Below are 22,384 nucleotides of genomic sequence, written 5' to 3'. Positions count from 1 at the left end.
CGCGTTGGTCCGCTCAGGAACCCGCGCGGAACTCGATTCGGCGATTGCGTGCGCGCCCATCGGCGCTATCGTTCGATGCAATCGGCTGATCGGGCCCGACGCCGGTCGTGCTCATCTGTTGCGGCGGAATGCCCTTCGCGACGAGGTAGCCCTTCACGGCATCGGCGCGTGCCTGGCTCAAAGCGATATTCGAGGTTCGGTTACCCGAGTTGTCGGTGTGACCGATAATCGCCACCGTCTTCGTGGTCATCTTCAGCATCGCAGCAGCCATCTGATCGAGAATGGCGCGGCCTTGCGGCGTGAGCGTCGCGCTGCCGGTCTCGAATTCGATCGTACGATTCGCGAGCGTCTGGTCCAGCAGGCCCTGCTCGGATGCACTGACGCGCAGACCGTTCTTGATCGTATAGGTCGGATTCAGCGCGTTTGCCATATCGCTCGCAAGTTGCTGACGCTGCGACTCGTTGCGTACTTCTCCCTTTACGTCGATCTGCGTGCCGTCGATTTTCAATTGGCCCTTGCTGATCTGCTTCAGTTGCGGCCCGATCAGCTTTTGCACGTTGGCGGACCAGTTAGGCGGCGTCGCGACGTCCGCGACTTCGATCTGATCGACCACGCTGGCTGCCCCATACGTCTCGCGCAAACGTGCGAGCACGGCCGCCTTGGTCGCTTCGTCCGGTACCTTGCCGCCCACCACGACCTGGCCCGGCGCCGCGTTAGCGGGCGGCGGCGATGCCGTGACGGCACCGGTGCCCGCACCGGTCGTGCCGCTCGCGAGGCCGGCAGTGTTCACCGCGGGCCCCACGTTGCCCGCCGTAGCTGAGGGGCTGGCCGAAGGCGCGGGCAGTGTCGTGGTGCGAATCGAAATGCCGCTGTTGTCGACCGGTGTGACGCGGGCAGGGCCGTCGTTGTCGGCGTGCGCCGAAGCGTTGAACATCAAGCCCGCGAGTAGCACGGCGATCCTGGTGCGTGAGTTCAGCATTGCATTACGCTCCCGTGAAGGCTTCGCGGAACGTGTCGATGCTGACGCGCAAGGACAGTTGCGGTTGGTCGAGGTAGCTGACAAGCTTGCTGATGCCATGATCGTTTTGTGCGTGTTCGTCGATCCACTCGGGATCGTCGATGTCGATGTTATGTGCTGCATAGGCTTGCGGATCGACCACGCTATGCAGCGTTTTCGCCGACGCGCCGTTAAAGCCGACAATGAGCCGCTCGCGCTCTGCGATCGTGCCGATGAAGATCGCCAGTTCGAAATCCGCCTGCGCGACGAACGGCGCGATCAGTTCGAGCCAGAATGCCGCAACGAGACTGCGATAGAACGGATCGTTAGGCAGCGGCAGCGTGAGTCCGCGTTCCAGATGCGACGAGCCGCTTTGCATCACGGGACGCAGCAGAGAACCGAGCGCGAGCATCGCGCCGCGCAAGCGCACAGGATGACCGCTTGCCAGCAACATCTGTTCGAGCCCGGCGAGCGTCTGGTGCTCGACAAAGTCGTTGAAGGTGCCGTCATGCGGATTGCCCGGACCGCCGCCAATCTCGATCGGCACCTGCGTTTCGCCCAGCGCCTGCAATGCGCCGGCCGGCTCGCTTCCGCCAAGCAAAGGCTTCATCTGCGCCGACACGCGCGACCACAAACGCGCGAAAGCGAGCGGGCTGTGTGAGAGGAACGTGAGCGGCTTTTCGACTTCGAGTGCCGTTGCCGCAAGAAACGGAAAGCGGCGCGACGACTGATCGTGACTCGCCACCATATGGCCCGCAATGGCGAGCTTGCTGCGCGAACCGAGGAACGCGAAGTGCATGGGCTTCGCATTTTCATAGACGATCTTCCAGCGCGGATCGTCAGTGAGCAATTCCATTGCCTCGGCGATCCAGCGGTCGAGCGTGGCGAGCAACTGCGGGTTGTGCGCGCTTTTTACGAAGTCCCCACGCGACGGAATCTTGCCGAAGTACGCGATCTGCGCCTGCACGGTCTGCGTCATTGCGCACTCCCTGTGTTCGAAACCGCAGTGGCGGCCGTGGCCGGCCGCGCTGCTGGCGACGCGGGCGCCGCCGTATTCGTGGCCGTTGCGGTGACCGAGTTGGCCGCCGCACTCACGTCCGCTACCGACGACGGCAGGCGCAAACCGCGCAGGCTCTGCTGTTGCGGCGCGTCGCCGCTGCTGCCCGATGCTTGCGACGTGCTGATGATCCGCATGCTAACCGCCACCGTCACATTGCCCTGGGTCCACGACAGGTCGAAGGTCCCATCCGGGCGGCGCTTTCGTTGCGCAGAGTTGATCAGCTTCTCAAGACCGTAGCGGCCCGGCTCGTTGACGAGCTGCAGCGTGCGGCCGTCGAAGGTCGTCGCGTTCAGCGTAGCGCCTGGCGAGCCCGACGGATTCGGCCACACGAAGTTGGTCCACTGCGGCGGCGTGTTGCGGTAGCGCATCTGCTGAGCGTCGATCGCGAGCGTGTACTCCGTCGTGCCGCTGCTCGGCTGCGGCAGAATCTGGAACACCGTCTGCGGCTCGGCCGAGCTTTGGCCCGCCGACGCACCCGCTGCGCCGCCGGCGAGCGGCGCGACCCAACGCGCGAAGCCGTTGGTGAAGTCGGGCGTGAGCGCGAGGCCCATGTCGCCCCATGTGCGGGCGGTGAGCGTGTCGCCGCGGCGCACCGCGAGCGGCCCGAGCGTGGTGCCGACGAACTTCGCAATCGAACCGTCGGGTCCGAATACCTGCGCAATCTCACCCGCGCCGGCTTCGACCTTCGCATCGCCGGCAAACGGATACTTGTTCGCCAGCGAATTCTGGAACGTCTGATACACCTGCGCATTCCACACCTTGTTCACTTCGACGCTCGCGGGCTGAATCACCACGGCATACGCGGCCATCAGCGGACGCACCAGCAGCGGCCGCAACGCCTTGCGTTGTGAGTCGGTGAGACCCGTCAACATCTGCTCGTCGACATACTTGAGCGAATCGGCCAACTCGGAGCCGCTGCCGTCGAGCGTCTGCTGCATGAGTTGGCGCGCGCCCGGCCCTGGATCGCCCTGATTCTTGATGACGTTAAAGCGCGTACGGACCTTCGACAGCGTGTCCATGTAGCCCTTCAGCATCGAGCCGTTGTCGCCCGTCACGACAATGCGGCCGAGCGCGGAGAACTCCTGGCCGATCGGGCCCATCGGCAATTCAACTGGATTACCGTTGATGTCGATGTTCGCGTTCAATTGACCGGTCGGCGCGCGCGCGAACCATTGCTTGAACCAGCTCGTCACACCGCTTTGCGCGCGTTTCAGGTTCGCATTGAAAAGCGACGGGTTATCCCACGAGGTCTGGTCGTAAGCAGTTTCGAGTACTTTGCGAATGGGCGAATCCTGCGGATCGCCGAGACGGTTCATTGCGTCCACCGCTTGTCCGAAACTGCCGAAGCTCTGCACCGCAATACCTTGCATGAACTTCTGCCAGTGCATTGCGTACTCGGTCTTGTACATCGTGACGAGTGCTTTCTGAATCTGCTCAGGGCTGCCTTCGAGCGTGAGGTCGTCGTGAGCAGAGGTGTTGAGCACCCAGTCTTTCGCTTGCAGTTCTTTCGTCGCGGCGTCGCGGATTGCAGGCTGCACGTACTGGAACCACGCTTCACGCGTGAACGTGCCGGGGATCGCGTAGCTGCCCGCCACGAGCGCCGTATTGTTTTCGCCGACGATGCGCGCAATGGTCATTGGCGCGAAACGGGTCGACGCGCGCGCCTTGATCTCTTCGTAGACACGCTGACGCGCCGGCATGCCGCGCACCACGCGGCGCAGGTTTTCTCGCGTCTGGTCAACGAGGCCGAGGTTCTGGTCGATCATCGGCCAGTCGTCGTCGGATACGCGTGACAGGTAGAACGTGATCATGCGCTCCGCGCTGCGGATCATCTCGTCACGCGGCATGTTGCCGCGATTCGTTTCGAGCCAGCCGCGCCAGAAACGCGCAACCTGGTCGGTCAGATGAGCCGTTTCCACGTGACGTTTGTCACTTAGCATCAGATACGTCTTGAGCGCGTTGTACGCGTCTTCGACGTTGGTTGGCGACGCGTCGCTATAAAGCCCGCCTTGGCTGTTCGCCGCCATGGCCGTGTGAGCCGAGACGGGAATGGCAGCCGCATCGGGCGTGCGGTTGAGCGGCGCAAGCTGATCGGGATGCGCGTTGACTTCCTTCAGGAACGACGCGAGGTTCTGCGAAACCGGATCGAGCAGGATCTGGCGCACGCCGTTGTAGTACTCGGTAAGCAGGCGTTCTTCGAGACGATCGCCCTGGTACAGACCGAATGAAACGGCGAGCGGCTTGTCGCGTCGGAACTGTTCCAACTGGTCGATACGGTCTTCGAGAACGTCCATGGCCTGCAGGCGCGACTGCAGATCGTTGCGGTTCTGCTGCAGGCGCACCACGTTGTCGAGGTCGGCTTTCACGTTCTCGGCGAGTTGCTGATTGCCGATGGTCGACCAGGTCCAGCCGCCGAGTGCGAGCGCCAGCGCGGCGACGAAGCCGAAGAACGTTGCATAGCGCATGCGCGTTTTCGCTGGGCTTGCAAACTGCTTGACCGTCTGCCGGTCTGCGAAAATCACTTTTGAAAAAAGATCGCGCAGAAAGAAGCCGTTCTTCGAGAATGCGCTATGCGGCTTCGGCAGGCTGTCGGCGCTCAGGCCGAAGCGGTTGGCGATGCGCGTGGCTGCGGAGCTATTGGTTTCGCCTTCCTGCAATGCACTCGTGAAATAAAAGCCGCGGAAGATCGGCTTGTACTGGAACGGGTTCGTTTCAAAGAGCGTGGCAAGGAAAGCACGCAATGCCGGCTTGATCGTCGAGAATTCCAGTGGAAAGCTCAGTTGGCCGGGCGAGAGCTTATTGCCGCGATTGATTGACATTTGCGCGACGCTGATTTCTTTCAGGCCGTCGTACAGTTCTTCGAAGTGCTCGTCGAAAAGCCCCACCACGTCGCGCTTCTCGTCCGGTTCGTAGGGCAGGGTGGCGCCCCACACGCGGTCGTATTCATGACGGTCGCTGCCGCTGAAGAATTCGGTGAAGCCCGTAATCAGGTCTGCCTTCGTGAACATCACGTAGACAGGCGCGAAAACTTCGAGCTTCTCGGTCAATTCCTGCACGCGCTGGCGCAGGTTCTTCGCGAGATTGATTGCAAATTCCGGCTTGCTGCTGGTGAGCTCCGCAATGCTCGCCGTAACGATGATCCCGTTGATCGGTGCTTTCGGCCGAAAGCGTTTGAGCAGGCCAAGAAAGCCGAGCCATTCGGTGCGGTCTTCTTCATGCACTGAGTAACGGCCGGCCGTATCCAGCAGAATGCCTTCGGTCGTGAAGAACCAGTCGCAGTTGCGCGTGCCGCCAATGCCGTGAATTACCGCGTTGTTCTTGTCGGCGAAGGGAAACTGCAAGCCTGAGTTCAACACGGCGCTGCTCTTGCCGGCGGCGGGGTTGCCGATCACGATGTACCACGGCAACTCGTACAGTGCGGAGCCGCCCGAGACCTGACCAATCTTTGAGGTCTTGATGGTCTTCACTGCATCGACGAGGCGCGTGCGCAGCACGTCGAGTTCTGCCTGGCGGGCGGGCGTTGGCGCAGGACCGGCCTCGGTGCTCTGTTTCTCGGCCTGCTGTTCCAGCATCTCGCCGAGCTTGCGGTTCGCGCGCCGCGCGCGCAGGCGGCGCACCGCCCACACGAGCAGCCATAGCGCGATGACCACGCCGAGTGCGATGGCCGGCCACATCAGATCGATCTGCAATGTATCGGCGCCGACGAACAACACAGCAGCGAGCGCGAGCAGGCCGATGATCGAGAGCGTGCGTGGATGGGTCAACACGTTGAGAATGCGTCGCATAAGCCGTTCAGGTCTTGATGATTGGTGTTGTGGCGCGTGCTGTGGCAAAGGGCATCACGCGAGTGCAGCGTTTGAAACCGAAGCGAAAGAAAACGAAAGCGGGTTCGGGACAAACATGAAAATGGGTGAATTGTTAAATGCGTGAGTGCGGTGCTTGCAAATAGCGGCCTGATGAATGCACCGTTGTATAGGCGATTGCGGTTTGCACTGCCGCTTTTTGCCATAAATAATGATTGAACGCCCCATTTTCCAGCCTCTTGTACCCGTTACGTCTTAATGACCCCGTCCGAGGACGAAGCCGGGTTTGTGATATTCAACGTGCCCGAGATCCATCATTTTCCAGCGGCCACCCCATGTCAGGCCGACCTGTTCGGCTGTTTGCCCATATAACTGATAGCCTCGCATCGCCCAGGGATCTTTTTCTGAAATGACGAGCTTGCCGTCGCGTAGAAACGCATTGTCCGCCGCAAGACCGTATTGGTGATAGCTTTGAAACGCAGCGGCATTGGTGACGTTGCTCCCCATTTGCGCGAGCCGGTTTTGCCGCTCCGGACTGCGATAACCTTCAAGCAAAGCCATTTCGTACCCGTGCTGCTCGTGCATGATTTTGTAGACGAGCAATAAACGCGTTCTGAAATCGGCATCGAGCAGATTCCAGTCGCGGCTCGCATCTTTAAGCGCGGGCCGGATCTGCTCGACTTCACGCGTGGCAAACACCTCCGGCGGCAGCGGCGGCGGGGGTACGAGCTGTTCGCCGTTTAGTAAGGCGGCAATTTTCTCGTCGGGTACCCGTGCTGTTTCGTCGAATTGGAATAACTGCCGGCCGCGTAATGCCAATGCCACCAATGGCGGCGTCGCAAGAATACCTGTGGTGGTAAAAATCAGCAAGCGCCGACGCGCCAGTAATTTCTTCATATCCACCGCAGTGGATTGCGAAATTCTTGCCGAGCGTGCTAATTGGCCGCGCGCGACGGATGCGCTACGCGATGCCCCGCGCATAACGCGTCCATGAATGGTCAGTGCAGCGTCTAATAGAGAAGCCCGGACTGCCGGCAAAAGCAGCATTGCGGCGATCACAACCGCGATGGCGAAATAGGCAAGAAGTACTACGGCAATCAATGGCGACCCCGGAAATTGGAAACAATTGTATTTTGTAATGCTTGCTCTTAGAATCAGGCCTGCTCGGAGAGGAGCCGGAGCAGTATTATCACGGCGAAATAATCCAGGATTCAATGAGACAGTGAATGAGTGCGCCGGAAAATTCAAATTCCAAAGCCCCGCCTAGCCTGTTATCCGATAAGGCTAAAGGCGCAGATGGCAATGGTTCGCGAATTCTTGCGAATCTGGAAGGCCGCGTCGCGCCGCCTAGCGATAAACCACGCCGGTCAAGAACGCCTCTTGCGCTGGTCGCCCTGCTTGTAATCGCGGCGGGGGGATGGGGCGCGTGGCACATGCAACAACGTGCGCCTGCGGAGCCGGTCGCCGGCGCCTTGCCCGCGAGTGGAGCCAACGTCGCCAGGGCCGCCGTACCGGCCTCCGTCGCGAGCGCAACCGTTCAGGTCGCCGCGAATGCGCAAGCGTCCGCGCCGGCATCGTCGCAAGCGGCGACGATCATCGCCGATGACAGCGACAGCAAAGCCGCGGCTTCTTCTGCATCGGCGTCCGCGGGTCTCGCGGACAACCGCTTGTCGCGGGCGCTTGCTGACGGCGCGGTGCCGAGTGGCGCTTCAACCTCGGTTGCTGCGGTCGCGCCGGTCTCAGGCGCGTCCGCAACGGCGCCAGCGGTTGCGTCGGCGGCGAAGCACGACAAGAGTTCAACGGCCGTTGCGAGCAGGAGCAAGCACGAGGCCGCGGCGCACGGCAAGAAGGAAACCGTAACGGCAAGCGCGGGCAACCATCGTTCGAGCACGACGACCGCCGCCACGCAGACGAAGAAAGCGAAGCCGGGCGCGACGTCGAAAGATGATTCGGACGCCGATCTATTGGCCGCGCTCGTTGCACGGACCAAACCGGCGGACAGCAAGGCGGGCGGAAGTAATCCGGCCGCCAAGGTGCCCACCTCGGCGGCGCCGGGCAATGCAAAGCTTGCCGAGCGCGTAAAAGAGTGCGGGCAGCGTGGCTTTTTCGAAGACCAGTTGTGCCGCTGGCGCGTGTGCGACGGTCATTGGGGCAAAGACCCCGCATGCCCAGGCTCTGCGCAGCAAGCGCGTCAGCCCTGACTCTTTGCCATACGAGTTTTCTGTTCGAGAGGCCTTGGCGAGGTTCGCGTTATCCGCGAGCCTCGTCGATACTACGGTTTGATTTCGGCGTCTTTAAGTCTATGATGACTCTCCCTAGTCGCACACCGATGCGATAGAACAGGAGACATCAATGAAGCGGTTTTTCGTGGCATTGAGCTATGTAGCAAGCGTCGTGACTGCTCTGGTCATTGCGGCATGCGGCGGCAGCGAACTGAATCCCTCCAGTCCCCCCAAGGTCATTATCGACAGCGACTACAACACGCTGAGCGACGACGGCCAGCTCGGCGTCATGGCGGCGCAATTACAGGCGCAGGGATCGCTGAAAGTACTCGGCATTACCGTAGTGTCGGGTAATCAATGGTTGAAGCAGGGCGTGGCGGATGCATTGAAATCCGTCGAGCGGCTCGGCGTTGAAAAGCAGATCGGCGTCTATGCGGGCGCAAACTATGCACTGTCGCATGACTTCGCCACGATCCAGGCAGAAATGGCGCAATTCCCCGGCGGCGACGGCTATCTCGGCGCTTGGGGCACGCCCGAGCCGAAGTCCGATAGCGACCTCGTGGCACCGCCCGACGGCTTCGCGACGCACACCAAGGTGCAGAGCAAAAGCGCGGTGGATTTCATCGTCGATTCAGTGAAGCAGAATCCCGGCGAGGTGACGATTCTTGCAATCGGACCATTGACCAATATCGCACTCGCCGCGCGTCAGCATCCCGAGATCGTGCCGTTGATCAAGCAGATCATCTATATGGGAGGCGCGATCGACGTGCCGGGCAATACGACACCAACGGCGGAATTCAACTGGTGGTTCGATCCGCAAGCAGCGAAAGAGGTGCTGCGTCTGCCGGTGAAGCAGGTCGTCGTGCCGCTCGACGTGACAGACACCGTGAAAATGGATAAGGCGCTTTACGACCGTATTGCACACGATCCAACGAAGCAGACCATCGTTACTCAATTGTTCAAGACATTGAATGGCTACGGTTTCGACGGCAAGAACGGCTTCGAGACGAACCCGAACTACACCACGAACATATGGGACACACTGACACTCGGGTACCTGATGCATCCTTCGTTTGCGACCCAGACCGTGGACGAGTGGGTGGACGTGGATACGAGTTTCGGTGCAAATGACGGCAAAGCTACCGGCTATGCGAGCTCACCGCCGGCTGGCTTGCAGAAGATGACGATCGTCAAACGCTTCGACAACCAGAACTTCTTCAATTTCTATGTGGACCTGCTGACCCGGCCGGTGCCGCTGCCAGGCTGATCTACTGTCACGCGTGTACTGCTGCGAGGCTGCATGAATCCGCTTCACGCGGGATGCAAGCCACGCAGCAATTGACGCACGCGCGAGAGGTCCTGATCGACGTGCTCCGCGTTTTCGAACAACTCCGCGAGCCAGTCCACGAATGCGCGCACGCGGGGCGACACACGGCGATTCTTCAGATAGGCGACCGAAACAGGCATGGGCACAGGCTTCCATTGCGGAAGTACTTCGCGCAATAGTCCAGAGTCGAGGTACGGTTGCGCGGCGATCCGCGCAGGTTGAATGAGCCCGTGGCCTTGCAGTCCGCAGGTGAGATACGCCTGCTCGTCGCTGACCTTCACGAAACCATTTACCTTGACGCTTTGCGCTTCGCCGTCCACTTCGAAATCGAATGCGACTTCGCGGCCGTTATGCGGCGACATGCAATTGACCGCGACGTGCCCGCGCAGGTCGTCGAGGTCGGTAGGCGTGCCGTATCGCGCGAGATAGTCAGGGCTTGCGCAGGTGACATGCTCGAGCGTGCCGAGATGCCGCGCGACGAGATTCGAGTCCGGCAGTTCACCGAGCTGGATGCTGCAGTCGATTGCTTCGGACACCAGATCCACCGTACGGTTGCTGACGCCAACGGCAAGGTCGAGGTTGGGATAGCGCGTATGGAAGTCGTCGAGCGCAGGCAGCACGATTGCGCTTGCCACCGAGCCGGGCATTTCAATGCGCAGACGGCCGGTGAGGTTATCGGTGGCGTGCCGGATGCTGGCTTCCATTTCGTCGATATCGGCGAGGATTTGCGCACAGCGTTCGTAATAGGCGGCGCCTTCCGGAGTGACGCTGAGCCGCCGCGTGGTGCGGGCGAGCAACTGCGTGCCGAGCAGGGCTTCCAGATTCTGGACGATGGTAGTCGCCGTCGCGCGCGGAATGTTCAGCGATTCCGCTGCGCGGGTGAAGCTGTTCGTGTCCACGATCCGGATGAATGTGCGCATGGCGGTTATTCTGTCTATCATTCGGTGCCTCTCGTTTGGGGTTAGCTTTTTGCCTTTGCGGCGGGCTGTTTGGGTGTTTGATTGATTACGCTGGGGTTCTTTGGACGCTTTGGCCTCTCCCTGATTTCACGGCGGTCTACTAGCGCTGCCCCTGTGCGGGGCGGCACTTACTTTCTTTGCGGCCGCAAAGAAAGTAAGCAAAGAAAGCGGCTCACACCGCCAGCTCATAAGTGGGTCCCCTGGCTCAGAGGGGGCAGTGGTGCATCTGGAATCCGTGCCCTCGCACATTCCGCACTCGTGACAAGGCAGTCATACATCCCGCCTCGCGCGGTGCGCTCGTCGGAAAGGTGCACGGAACACCGTGCGCGCTTTGACGCGTATCGGTAGTACTTCCGATCGAAAACTTGGGCGCGACATGACTGCCCGCAACAAAAAGTACCGACGGTTTTATGAACGACCGCCACGGCGCGCGAAGCGCTGCCGGAAGAATGACTGCTTTGTCACGAGCGTGGAATGTGCGGGAGCACAGATTCCAGATGCACCACTACCGGTTGCAGACCACGGCGCCCACTTATGAGCTAGCGGTTTGAGCCCGCTTTCTTTGCTTACTTTCTTTGCGGCGGCAAAGAAAGTAAGTGCCGCCCCGCACAGGGGCAACGCTAATAGACCGCCGTGAAATCAAGGAAAGGCCAAAGGTCCCACCCAGAAACAGAACTCCAAACCACAAAAAGCAAAAAACAAAGCCACCGCCCGCAGGCGCGAAAAAAATACCGCGCCGCAGGCAGCAACCCTCTCAATCACTTCCGCAAAGAATCGAGATCGATCACAAATCGATACTTGACGTCGCTCTTCAACATCCGCTCATACGCCTCATTGATCTTCTGCATCGGAATGACTTCGACATCCGAAGTGATTCCGTGGTCACCGCAGAAGTCCAACATCTCCTGCGTCTCGGCAATTCCGCCGATCAGTGAGCCAGCCAGGCGGCGGCGCTTGAGAATCAGGTTGAACACTTGCGGCGACGGATGGTCGTGCTCCGGCGCGCCTACCAGCGTCATCGTTCCATCGCGCTTGAGCAGGTTAAGGAACGGGTTCAGCTCGTGCGGCGCAGCCACCGTATTCACAATCAGGTCGAAGCTGTTCGCATGCGCTTCCATTTCTTGCGCGTTCTTCGAGATCACCACCTCGTGTGCGCCTAGCCGCTTCGCGTCCTCGATCTTCGACGGCGACGTGGTGAACAGCACGACATGCGCGCCCATCGCACGCGCCAGCTTCACGCCCATGTGACCCAGACCGCCGAGGCCGACCACGCCGACCTTCTTGCCGGGGCCGGCGCCCCATGTGCGCAGCGGCGAATAGGTCGTGATGCCCGCGCACAGCAATGGCGCAACGCCGGCGGGGTCGAGATTTTGCGGCACGCGCAACGTGAATTCTTCGTCGACGACGAGTTGAGTCGAATAACCGCCGTACGTAATCTCTCCGTCGACGCGGTCCACGCCGTTATAGGTACCGACAAAACCGTTCTCGCAATACTGCTCGAGCCCTTCGGCGCAACTTGCGCATGTGCGGCACGAGTCGACGAGGCATCCCACGCCTACGAGATCGCCTGTCTTGTACTTCGTGACGTCCGGTCCCACGGCGGTGACGCGGCCGACGATCTCGTGACCGGGCACCACGGGATACACGGTGTTCTTCCATTCGTTGCGGGCCTGGTGCAGGTCGGAGTGACACACGCCGCAATACAGCACTTCCATCTGCACGTCGTGCGCGCGCAGTTCGCGGCGCTGGATTTCAAACGGGGCGAGCGGCGCGCTGGCGTCGGTCGCGGCATAGGCATATGTCGTGCTCATGGGTAGCTCCAGCAAAAGAGGGTGGATGTTGCAAGCCGTCCGCGATTGGCGATACATGTCGCCGATGCGGCCAGGTCTTGCCAATGTTTCGATCAGAGCGTCGGACCACCGCGCGGATCGGAACGCCCGCATGGGTGGCGAGTTCGTGAACTTGAACTGCCGACCAGACTGGTGGCGTAGCGCGGAAAGGATGATCCGGCAGGGTTCCCATAGTAGGAGCGCGCGGCCACTCAGTGAATACCTGAATGTCTTGAAGATTTGCCTAAAACTCCTGGAGAGGAGCGCACCAGGCAGTTTGGTGCTAAATTTCAAGCATTATTCTCTTGCACGTCACTATATCGTCATGTCGCAGCACTCGTCCGAACTGTCGTCACCCGCAGCCGACCTTCCAGTGGCCGACGCCGCGCAGCAGCGCCTGATCGAAGTATTCGACATGCTCGCGCCGAAGCCCGGCATGACGCGTTCGAGCCTTGAAGGTGTGAACCTGATGCGTGCCAACAGCCCGCTGCCGCGCATGCCGGTCATGTACGAGCCGAGCATTGTTATTGTGTGTCAGGGGCGCAAGCGCGGCTATCTCGGGGACCAGGTGTTCCAGTACGATGCGCAGCAGTACCTCGTGCTGTCCGTGCCGCTGCCGTTCGAATGCGAGACCGAGGCGAGCTTTGATCAGCCGTTCCTCGGCATCTCTATCCGGGTCGATCTGACCATGGTGGCCGAGTTGCTGATGGCGCTCAACGAAACGCAAGGCGCCGCGAAGAACGAACCGCTCGGCATTTACTCGACGCCGCTCGATCCCGCTTTGAGCAGCGCGGTGCAGCGTCTGCTGGATGCGCTGGCGTCGCCGCTCGACGCGCGCATTCTCGCGCCCAGCATCGTGCGCGAAATCTGCTATCGGGTGTTGACCGGCGAGCAGGGCGACGCGATTCGCGCGGCGCTCACGCACCAGAATCATTTTGGCCGCGTTGCAAAGGCGCTGCGTCGCATCCACGCCGATTATCACGGCGCGCTCGACGTCGATACCCTTGCTGCGGAAGCCGGCATGAGCCTCGCTGTTTTTCACGCGCAATTCAAGGCAGTGACAGCGACTTCGCCGATGCAATACGTGAAGACCACGCGTTTGCATCACGCGCGCCTGTTGATGGTGCAAGACGGTTTGAATGCGGGCGCCGCAGCGGCGCGCGTAGGTTATGAAAGCGCCTCGCAATTCAGCCGGGAATTCAAGCGCCTGTTTGGCCTGAGTCCCGTCGACGAAGTGAAGCGCATGCGGGCAATCTACGACTCACCGCCGCCGCGAATCGTGCAGCCAGTCGCACGTTATGTCACGGCCGTGTAAGCGCGCTGCCTCACACCTTCTTCAGATACGCCGCCTTCAACATGAAGTTGCCGGCGTCCATTTTGCAGTCCACCTCGTGATCGCCGCCGGCGAGCCGAATGCTCTTTACTTTCGTGCCCATTTTCAGTGTGATCGACGAGCCCTTTACTTTGAGATCCTTGATGAGCACTACCGCATCGCCGTCGGCGAGCACATTGCCGTTGGCGTCCTTGACCACGCGTTCGTCTGACTGGTCAGCGGATGTGACGGCGGCGATTGGCCACTCGTGCGCGCAGTCGGGGCAGACATAGTTCTCGCCGTCCGGGTAAGTGTTGTCCATTGCGCATTGGGGGGCAGGCGGGAATTGTCGACATGGTTCTTTTCGGAGGGCGCGTGCGCCGAGGATCGGGATCGGTTAAGGGGGCGAGTATAGCCGACGCCTGCGTCGCGCTATCCCGCTTTCAGACGCCGCTGGCGTCCACACTGGGCCGCAGTTCGTAGTGCGAGCGTTTTTCTTCGTACATCAACAGATCCGCGCGCTGAACGCCGGCTTCAAGGCGGTCCCCGCGTTGGCACGTCGCGGCGCCCATTGAAAAGCTCAGCGGCGAGCCCGGATAAAACTGATTGTTCATTTCGACGAGTTGGCGAATCGCGTCGATCATCGCCGCGCCGCCGCGCTCGTCGGTGTTTGGCATCAGGATCGCGAACTCGTCCCCGCCGATACGGGCGGCCTGGAACGGCGACTCCATCGCTTTCGCCAGCACTTCGCCTGCGCGGCGCAGCAGCGCATCGCCGGCAGCGTGGCCGAGCTGGTCGTTCACGCGTTTCAAGCCGTTCAGATCGGCCATGATGATGGTGACGGGCCACGGACCTTTGCGCTCGAGCCGGTTCAGTTCGTCCACATAGAACGAACGATTGCGCAGCTTGGTGAGCACGTCATGCTTGCCGAGAAATTCGAGGTACGCTTCGGCCTTCTTGCGTGCGGTGATATCGGTCAGCGCGACGAGCACGAGGTCCCAGTTCTTTTCGTGACCGGGCAGCACCGAGAATTGCAGATGCACGTGCACCTCGCTGCCGTCGAGCGAGTAGTTGAGCACCTCGCGCTGCTGGAACAGTTTGCCTTCCCACAGGTCGAGTAATTGCTCGCGGAAATGCGGCCCCATGTCGTCGCGGAACACTTCCGGCAGGCGCGCGAGCAGCGTTTTTTTGTCCGGCGCGGCAAACATTTCGAGCGTGTGCCAGTTCACGTCGAGCACGTGAATCTCCTGCATGCAGCGCTCGACGAACTCCGGATGCACATCGGTAAATACGCGGAAATCGCTAATGCCGGCCGCCCGCGCCTGATCGAGCAGCTGCTTGACCGCGCTGAAATCTTCGACCCATAGCGATACCGGCGAATGCTCGAACAGGCCGCGCGCATATTCCTCGGCGAGCGTCACGCGCCGCCGCGCCGCCTCCAGTTCGGTGATGTCTTCCACCGACACCAGCACGCGGTCCCAGCGCTCCTCGTGACCCGGCAGCACCGAGCCCTTCAGCAGTACGTCGAGGCGCCGACCACCAAGCGTGTAGTTCACGGTCTGGCTCGTGAAGTGGGCTTGCCCGGCCCACAGCTGACACAGTTCTTCCAGGTGCGTCTTCAGCATATCGTCGCGGAACACCGTGGCGAGATTGTCGTTGAGCGTGGCGAAATCGGCGGCTTCGAATTGCGTCAGCGTCTTCTGATTCACTTTGATGACGCGAATGCTACGGGCACATTCCGCAACCCGTTCGGGCGCATTCGCGAAGTGCTCGCGCAGGTCGGTCACGCCTTCGGCGCGCCATGCGTCGAACAGATCGCGCACGCCGCTGAAGTCTTCGACCCATAGCGAGACGGGCGCGAGGTCGAACATCTTCGAATCGTCGTTGGCGGGCTTGGGGACGCCTGGCAGAGTATCCAGCATGAGGTTCTCTTAGCGAAAAGTCCGGCTATTTTACGGCCCCTTTGAAGCCGCCTAAAAAACAAACGGCTTTCATCGGCTTGGAGCAGGGCTTCGCGTCAGCACGCAATAATTGGTCTTGCTACACTCGATTCGACACGTTTCGTTTGCCAACCTGCACACACGCCACCGGAAAAAGGACGGACATGAAGCCTTCTCTGCTGATTCTCATTCATCTCGACGACGCGAGCCGCGCTTCTATCGAGGCGGAATTCGATAGCGTCTACGCGCCCGATCCGGCGCAACATGCCGCTGTCATCGCCACTCACGGCGCAACGATCCGCGCGGTGCTGACGAACGGCACACGCGGGATCAGCGCGGCTGAGATCGATCGCATGCCGAAGCTGGAATTCGTCAGCGCACTCGGCGCGGGCTATGAAAACGTTGCCGTCGACCATGCGTGCTCGCGCGGCATCGTGCTCGTGAACGGAGCGGGCACCAACGATCACTGCGTCGCCGACCACGCGTTCGCGTTGCTCCTGTCGATCGTGCGCGATGTGCCGCGACTCGACGAGGCGACGCGTGAAGGCGTATGGCGCGATGCATTGCCGATGCGTCCGGACGTCTCGGGCAAGCGTCTCGGCATCGTGGGGCTCGGCAACATCGGCGAGAAGATCGCGCGGCGCGGCGCGGGCTTCGACATGGAGATCGGCTATCACAACCGCAAGCCGCGCGAAGGCACATCGTTATCGTATTTCGACGGCGTCGAAGCACTCGCGCGATGGTGCGACTTCCTCGTGATCGCGACGCCCGGCGGTGCGGGTACGCATCATCTGATCGGCGCCAGGGTTTTTGAGGCGCTGGGCCCGGATGGTTTCGTCGTCAACGTTTCTCGCGGCAGCGTGCTCGATACGGCGGCGCTCGCGCAGGCGCTCGTAGCAGGGACGATCGCAGGCGCGGCACTCGACGTCTACGAGGGCGAACCGCAGCCGCCTGCTGCCTTGCTGAAGCTGCGCAACGTGGTGTTGACCCCGCACGTCGGCGGACGCTCGCCCGACGCGATAGCGGCAGCCGTGAACAATTTTCTGCGAAACGCTGCCCGGCATTTCGCCGGCGAGCCTGTGTTGACCCCGATCTGACCAGACGCCGCTGTCTTTGGTCTGTCCATTGCGACCTCTGTGAACGCCGCCGCCTACGCATTTGCCAGAGGTGCAATGGCGTCGCGGTAGATTCATAATGAGTATCCCGCGTCATGGTCGGCCTATTGGTGATATGAAACGCAGAGATGCGCTCGCTGCATGCTCGCTAGGCGCTCTGCTCGGCCCGGTCAGTCTGGCTCGCGCATCGGCGGGCAGACCTCGTGTGGTGTTCCTCAACCCGGGTGAGGCCGTTGAGCATGGCACCGGACAGCACTGGCAACTGGTGTCGGAATTCATGGGCATTGCGGCGCGGTCTTTCGACATGCGTCTCGACGTTGTGTACGCCGAGCGGGATCATCTGCTTATGTTGCGTCAGGCCGAGGAAGTCGCGCGCCGCGCCGATCCTCCCGATTACGTGGTGATCGTCAATGAAAAAATGGCCGCCCAGCAGATGCTTCAGTTGCTCGCTCGCTCGTCTTCGAAAGTTGTCGTCATTCATAACGACGTGACCGCTCGGCAACGTCGTGAAATCGGCGACGAACGGCAAGCCATACAGAACTGGATCGGAACGGTGACAGCCAACGCGGCGAGCGGCGGCTATCGCCTGATGAGCTACTTGTGCGGCAGGCTGGCCGGCGAACCGGCCAGGGTGATCGGCATCACCGGAGATCCCAACACGCCGGTTTCGCAGGAGCGCGCCTCGGGTGTCGACGCGTTCCTGTCCCGTGCCGGCGGCTCGCGAATGTATCAACTGGTGTTCAGCGACTGGAGCTACGCGGATAGTGAGGAAAAGACGCGCGTGCTGCTTGCGCGCTATCGGGACACCAATCTTGTTTGGGCTGCTAATGATTCAATGGCGCTAGGCGCGTTGAGCGCGGTCCGGTCGCGGGGCGCGCGCGTGCTCGTCGGCGGCATGGGCGCGCTGCCAGGCGCGCTGCGCAGCGTCGCCGAGGGCGGACTGGCCGCGATGGTGGGCGGCGACTACTTCATCGGCGCGTGGGCGATGGTGCTGCTATACGACTACCATCACGGCAAAGATTTTGCGGCATCGGGAGGCGCCCGCCAGACGCTGGACTTTCTGAGCGTGGTTCATCAGGGCAACGTCGAGCGCTTTAGCCAGGCGATCTTCGATCATGGCGACGAACTCGATTTCACGATGTTTTCGAAGGTTCGGCATCCCGAACCCGGCCCCTACGATTTCAGTCTCGCGCGGCTTGTCGGTCCATTCGCCGGGAGCGGGTGATGCGTCCATTTTCGCTTCCGGGTCTACGCTCGTTGAATCTGCACGCGAAGCTCATGCTCGCGCTCGCGATACTGGTCGCGGTGGTCGCGGGCACGTCGGCTTGTCTGCTGATCGAGCGCCAGCGCGCGCAGAAATTTTCCGAACTCGAAGAACGTGCTGCGCGCATTTCCGATCTGTTCAGCCGTTCGCTCGCGTTGCCGCTATGGAACGTGGACCGCGGCGCGATCAGCGCCCAGCTTGCCGCGCTTTCGCCGAATCCGGAGGTCGTGCAGTTCACGGTCACCGCGGTAGGCTATGGCGTCGTGGCCGAGGCGAAGGGTGCACGCCGTGCCGACCCGTCCAGCGACGTGGTGCGGGTGCGGCCGATCGAATACCAGCCGCCCGGCAATGCGCCGCGCGAGAAGCTCGGCGAGGTGCGCGTTCAACTGTCGAGAGCACCGGCAATGCAGGCAATGCGCGATGCGCGCAACGCAATTCTCGCGACGATAGCCGCCATGGTCGCCACGCTCTATGCGGCCACGCTGGTCCTGCTGAATGGCATGGTGCGCGGCCCCGTCAACCGGCTCGAAGAAATGGTGGACCGCATAGCAGGCGGCAATCTCGATGCGCGCTGCGCAGTGGAGTCCGACGACGAACTCGGCCGCCTCGCTGCGCGCGTCAATGCAATGGCGGATCGCCTGCGCGAATCGACGGCGCGCCTTTACGACAGTGAACAGAAGTACCGGAGCATTGTTGAAAACGCGCTCGAAGGCATTTTCCGCCTGCACCGCAACGGCTGGCTGGAGGAAGCCAATCCGGCGATGGCGCGTCTGCTCGGCTACAGCAGCGCAAACGCGCTGGTCGCTGCGGGAACCGGCGAGCCGGGCAAGCGGCCGTTTTCGTCCGAGCTGGTGGAGGACCTCTTTGCGCGCCTGAAGCGGGACGGCGAAATAGCCGAGCTCGATTTGCAGCTCACGCGACCTGACGGCACGGCTATCTGGGTACAACTGAGCGCGCGCGGCGTCGCGCACTCGCATGGCGATATCGTCCGGCTTGACGGTTTGCTCGCCGATGTCACGGCTCGCAAGCATGCGCTGGATAATCTGCGCCGCCACCGCGACAGGCTTCAGGTGGAAGTCGCTGAGCGCAAACGCACCGAGCAGGAACTGCGGGCTTCGCGCGAGGAGCTTCGGCAATTGTCCTGGCACCTCGAAGTGATTCGTGAAGAAGAAAGAAAGCGTATCGCACTCGAAATTCACGACGAACTCGGCCAGCTTCTGACCGCGCTGAAGATCGACATTTCATTGCTGCAGATGAAACTGGCGGGCAATCCGGACGCGCTGCGCAAGACCGAAGCAATGCGCGAACTCGTTGAGAAAACCATGTGGATGGTGCGCAATGTGGCCAATCATTTGCGGCCTGCAGCGTTGAATTTCGGCATTGTGTCCGCGCTCGAGTGGCTCGCCGAGGACTTCCACGGACGCCATCACATTCGCTGCTCGTTCGTGACGTATGGCGACGAACCCGCACTCGAGGATTCGTGCGCGACCGCCATTTTCCGCATTGCGCAGGAGTCGCTCACCAATGTGGCGCGCCACTCGCGCGCGTCGCGCGTGGTATTGACGCTGCGTTCGGACGACGCGTCGATCGACCTGGAGATTCGCGACGATGGTTGCGGTTTCGATCTGAATGCCGTGTCGGCCGGGCACCGCGGCTCTTACGGATTGCTCGGCATGGTCGAGCGCGCCCGCCTGATCGGCGGAGCGCTCTCGATTGCGAGCAGCGCCGGTTCGGGTACTGTCGTCGCGGTGCGCATTCCTCTATCGGACGATGTGCGGGCAACGTTCGTGTCGTGAGTTGGTGTGATCTCGCGGCTACTTGTGCGTGATGCGCCTTACCGTACTGGTAACCAGGTCGACGTAGAAGAGGTCTCCGTCTTGACCTGCTTTCAAATCCACCGGTCCTCCTTGCAGACCCTTCGCAAAGTTCTGTGGCGTGTTGTCGGGAGGCCGCATTGTCCAGATGCATTTGCGCAAAAGATCACCGAAGTACAGCGCGTTCTTGAACTGAATGGGGTAGGTCGTGCTCGTGTCGTCAGTGAACCCAATGGCTGAGAGCACGCTGCCGTTCTGGTCCGGCCCTCCGCCGGACGGTTTGCCGCCGCAGGCCCTCCCTTTTCGATCGTCGAGCGTGACGTAACCCAGGTGAGCGTAAGCAAAGAACGGCGCAGTGACACCCCCAACGCTCCCGCAGTAGGCAGTGCTCTGATAGTCGGGTTGCGGAGCCGCAGCGGCGTTATTACTAGGGTTCCATCCTTCGTAGCACGGCCATCCAAAGTTCTGGCCCGCGACGCTCACATGATCGATGGACTCCCAGGCGTTCCAGCCGACATTGCCGATATACAGTTCATCCGTGCCGGGCGCGCGCGCAAAGCGGAAAGGATTGCGCAGGCCGTTTGCAACCGTGGCAATGCTTTGGGTGGTCGTGCCTGGATTCGCTATCCGCAAAATAACGCCATCGCTGTAGGGCGAGACACCCTGACTGCGGAACGCCCCCTGTGGCAGATTCGTTCCATCGCCGCAAGCGTTATCCAACTGACCGTAGTCGACCTGATTGAAGCTTGCGCCGTCGCCAGCGCTAACGTAGAGCGTTTTGTTATCCGTTCCGAAAACCAGGCCACCGATACTGTGGGACGTGTAGAAGAAGCACCAGGTCTGGTTGCCTGACCCGGCGGCGGGCAGGATCTTCGTTTCGTCCGTCCCAGTCAAAAGGGAAAGCTGGCCATGGGTAAGGACATTTCCGCTGCACGTCCCAGTAGCAGGCGGCGTGGTGTAAAGCACGTAGACCTTGCCGTCGTTCTGGGGATCTACTGCAAGCCCGAGCAGTCCCCGGTCGGAATCATTGCAGACTTTGCCGCTCAGGTCGGCAAACAGCAAACAGGTGGGAGAAGACAAGTCGCAATCCCACACCCTGCCGCCTTTTTCGGCAACGAAAATCCTCGTTTTATTCTTGTTGAAACTTATCGCTGTCGGCTGGTTAAGACAGCCGCTGTATAAAATCTGCTCGGTGAAACCCTTTGGGAGGGTCGGTTGCGGCCTCGTGATGGAAGTGGGTTGGCACGTAACCGACTGCGTAACAACCGCAGCATTGGAGACAGCGGCGTTCGGGGAAACTGCCTCCGCCGCACCGGGCGGAAACAGTAGAGTCAGCAACAGTACCAGCGCGGCGATTGCGCCGCTTTGGCTCAACCAGATTTTGCTATAGCGCGACATTTTGACCTCCCGCACGGATCGGACCGCGAGGCAGCGCCACCCACCGCGTGAGTCGTTTGCTTTCGACGCCGCAGATGTTAAATAGTGGTCTGTGCAACGGTGGGCGGCGGACAAAACACTGTCAGCGTTTGCCACGCGAGCCGGCCGAGCGGGACGCTGAAGCGCGACTCCACGCTGCGGGACCGGCACTTGTGCCGGATGCGCCGCGACGCCCGGCGCAACGGCTAATCGATGTGCTTTATTTGATGGCGTCGTGGTCGGGTTTGTCGGATTACGCCGCCGCTGCTGCTGCGAGCGACTCTTTTCGGCAATTTAGCGCGTCGAGGTCGGCCAGCGTTCGTAAACCAGGAATCCTAACCCATCGGAGATGACCTGCATGAATGAGCAGCCGGTGAAGACGGTCGCGACCGGGAGTCTGCGGATCGCTTTCCTCGACTATGGTCCCGGCGACGGTTGGCCCGTCATCCTGTCGCACGGTTTTCCCTACGACGTTCATGCCTTCGATGACGTGGCGCCGATCCTCGCCAACGCTGGAGCGAGAATCATTGTTCCCTATACGCGCGGGTTCGGTCCTACCTGCTTTGCTGCCGACGCGATCATGCGAAGCGGGCAACAAGCCGCGCGCGGTCGCGATATCGTCCAGCTTGCGGACGCTCTCGGCCTTGAGCGCCCGATCCTCGCCGGCTTCGACTGGGGCGGCAACGCTTCGTGCGTCGTCGCGGCGTTGTGGCCAGAGCGGATAGGCGGCCTTGTCTCGTATGCGGGCTACGACATCATCGATGTCAGCGCCCAACGACGTCCATCCGCGCCTTCGCTCGAGCACGTCTGCTGGTATCAGCATCTGTTTCAGACCGAGCGCGGGCGCGCATGCCTGGCCGAACACCGCCGCGACTTGTGCCGGATGCTCTGGGAAGAGTGGTCGCCGGGCTGGCGGTTCGACCAGGCGGTGTTCGACCGTACGGCGGCGTCCTTCGACAATCCTCACTTCGTCGATGTCGTAATCCACTGTTACCGCCACAGCTTCGGCCTCGCAGCCGGCGACCCAGCGTTGGACTCTCTCGAACAGCGCCTCGCGCAAAAGCCCGCCATCGCGGTGCCCGCAGTGACGCTCGACGGCACGAGAGACCCGCTGAAACCCGGTGGGACGTCAGATCACAGCCGCATGTTCATCGCCGTGCACGAACACCGCGTGATCGATGCGGGACATAACCTGCCGCAGGAGCAGCCCTCGGCTTTCGCCGACGCGATCCTCAAAGTACGCGAGTGGCTATAAGAGCGGCGTGCCGCACTGTCCGATGACCTGGACAGGCGGGTGAGCAACCCGTCGTCGTTCCCGTTACGCCG

At 61.3% G+C, this 22,384-nt stretch carries 15 protein-coding genes and 1 pseudogene; 7 read left to right on the top strand and 9 right to left on the bottom strand.

Annotated features, from left to right (window positions below; all coding sequences use genetic code 11):
- Window positions 1-13: 13 nt before the first annotated feature.
- The 4 genes from ACTJLB_RS22960 to ACTJLB_RS22945 form a co-directional block, all read right to left on the bottom strand.
- Entirely contained in the window at window positions 14-979 is a 966-nt protein-coding gene (locus ACTJLB_RS22960; RefSeq protein ID WP_020070387.1) for an OmpA family protein, read from the bottom strand.
- 4 nt (window positions 980-983) lie between these two features.
- Complete coding sequence (gene tagF, locus ACTJLB_RS22955) at window positions 984-1,976, bottom strand: type VI secretion system-associated protein TagF (protein ID WP_392395234.1); 993 nt, start codon at window positions 1,974-1,976, stop codon at window positions 984-986.
- Window positions 1,973-5,842: a type VI secretion system membrane subunit TssM gene (gene tssM, locus ACTJLB_RS22950; RefSeq protein ID WP_440784551.1), complete on the bottom strand. Its 3,870-nt coding sequence runs from the start codon at window positions 5,840-5,842 to the stop codon at window positions 1,973-1,975. Before tssM ends, tagF begins: the two co-directional genes overlap by 4 nt.
- Before the next feature lie 273 nt (window positions 5,843-6,115).
- Window positions 6,116-6,961, bottom strand: a complete 846-nt coding sequence (locus ACTJLB_RS22945; RefSeq protein WP_027805001.1) for a M15 family metallopeptidase — start codon at window positions 6,959-6,961, stop codon at window positions 6,116-6,118.
- Between the two features lie 125 nt (window positions 6,962-7,086).
- On the opposite strand from ACTJLB_RS22945, the gene ACTJLB_RS22940 reads away from it, so the two are divergent.
- Both ACTJLB_RS22940 and ACTJLB_RS22935 read left to right on the top strand, forming a co-directional pair.
- Complete coding sequence (locus ACTJLB_RS22940) at window positions 7,087-8,061, top strand: hypothetical protein (protein ID WP_440784550.1); 975 nt, start codon at window positions 7,087-7,089, stop codon at window positions 8,059-8,061.
- Window positions 8,062-8,212: 151 nt separating this feature from the next.
- Window positions 8,213-9,349, top strand: a complete 1,137-nt coding sequence (locus tag ACTJLB_RS22935; protein WP_440784549.1) for a nucleoside hydrolase — start codon at window positions 8,213-8,215, stop codon at window positions 9,347-9,349.
- A gap of 44 nt (window positions 9,350-9,393) precedes the next feature.
- On the opposite strand, the gene ACTJLB_RS22930 is transcribed toward ACTJLB_RS22935, so the two are convergent.
- Entirely contained in the window at window positions 9,394-10,350 is a 957-nt protein-coding gene (locus tag ACTJLB_RS22930) for a LysR family transcriptional regulator (RefSeq protein ID WP_087754457.1), read from the bottom strand.
- A 776-nt stretch (window positions 10,351-11,126) separates the two neighbouring features.
- Window positions 11,127-12,179: an NAD(P)-dependent alcohol dehydrogenase gene (locus ACTJLB_RS22925; protein WP_440784548.1), complete on the bottom strand. Its 1,053-nt coding sequence runs from the start codon at window positions 12,177-12,179 to the stop codon at window positions 11,127-11,129.
- A gap of 343 nt (window positions 12,180-12,522) precedes the next feature.
- Here ACTJLB_RS22925 and ACTJLB_RS22920 point away from each other — a divergent pair, with 343 nt between their 5' ends.
- The gene (locus ACTJLB_RS22920) at window positions 12,523-13,512 is read left to right on the top strand and encodes an AraC family transcriptional regulator (protein ID WP_440784547.1); all 990 of its coding nucleotides are present in this window, start codon (window positions 12,523-12,525) and stop codon (window positions 13,510-13,512) included.
- Window positions 13,513-13,522: 10 nt separating this feature from the next.
- Here ACTJLB_RS22920 and ACTJLB_RS22915 read toward each other — a convergent pair.
- Together ACTJLB_RS22915 and ACTJLB_RS22910 are read right to left on the bottom strand one after the other, a co-directional pair.
- Window positions 13,523-13,865 (bottom strand): annotated as a pseudogene (locus tag ACTJLB_RS22915) (zinc ribbon domain-containing protein YjdM).
- Window positions 13,866-13,952: 87 nt separating this feature from the next.
- Complete coding sequence (locus tag ACTJLB_RS22910; RefSeq protein ID WP_440784546.1) at window positions 13,953-15,431, bottom strand: diguanylate cyclase domain-containing protein; 1,479 nt, start codon at window positions 15,429-15,431, stop codon at window positions 13,953-13,955.
- 182 nt (window positions 15,432-15,613) lie between these two features.
- Between ACTJLB_RS22910 and ACTJLB_RS22905 the strand changes: the two genes are divergently transcribed.
- The 3 genes from ACTJLB_RS22905 to ACTJLB_RS22895 all read left to right on the top strand — a co-directional run bounded on the left by ACTJLB_RS22905 (window position 15,614) and on the right by ACTJLB_RS22895 (window position 19,624).
- Complete coding sequence (locus ACTJLB_RS22905; RefSeq protein WP_440784545.1) at window positions 15,614-16,546, top strand: 2-hydroxyacid dehydrogenase; 933 nt, start codon at window positions 15,614-15,616, stop codon at window positions 16,544-16,546.
- Window positions 16,547-16,679: 133 nt separating this feature from the next.
- The gene (locus ACTJLB_RS22900; protein WP_440784544.1) at window positions 16,680-17,789 is read left to right on the top strand and encodes an ABC transporter substrate-binding protein; all 1,110 of its coding nucleotides are present in this window, start codon (window positions 16,680-16,682) and stop codon (window positions 17,787-17,789) included.
- Window positions 17,789-19,624 carry a histidine kinase gene (locus ACTJLB_RS22895; RefSeq protein ID WP_440784543.1) on the top strand — a complete coding sequence of 612 codons (1,836 nt, stop codon included), beginning with the start codon at window positions 17,789-17,791 and terminating at the stop codon, window positions 19,622-19,624. Before ACTJLB_RS22900 ends, ACTJLB_RS22895 begins: the two co-directional genes overlap by 1 nt.
- A gap of 18 nt (window positions 19,625-19,642) precedes the next feature.
- On the opposite strand, the gene ACTJLB_RS22890 is transcribed toward ACTJLB_RS22895, so the two are convergent.
- Window positions 19,643-21,040, bottom strand: coding sequence for a PQQ-dependent sugar dehydrogenase (locus ACTJLB_RS22890; RefSeq protein ID WP_440784542.1), 1,398 nt, complete (start codon window positions 21,038-21,040; stop codon window positions 19,643-19,645).
- 376 nt (window positions 21,041-21,416) lie between these two features.
- On the opposite strand from ACTJLB_RS22890, the gene ACTJLB_RS22885 reads away from it, so the two are divergent.
- Window positions 21,417-22,313: an alpha/beta fold hydrolase gene (locus ACTJLB_RS22885; protein WP_440784541.1), complete on the top strand. Its 897-nt coding sequence runs from the start codon at window positions 21,417-21,419 to the stop codon at window positions 22,311-22,313.
- The last annotated feature ends 71 nt before the right edge of the window (window positions 22,314-22,384 follow it).

This window comes from Paraburkholderia sp. 22098 (assembly GCF_052045935.1).
Classification (GTDB): domain Bacteria; phylum Pseudomonadota; class Gammaproteobacteria; order Burkholderiales; family Burkholderiaceae; genus Paraburkholderia; species Paraburkholderia caledonica.
This window is presented reverse-complemented; position numbering and strand designations above follow the sequence as displayed.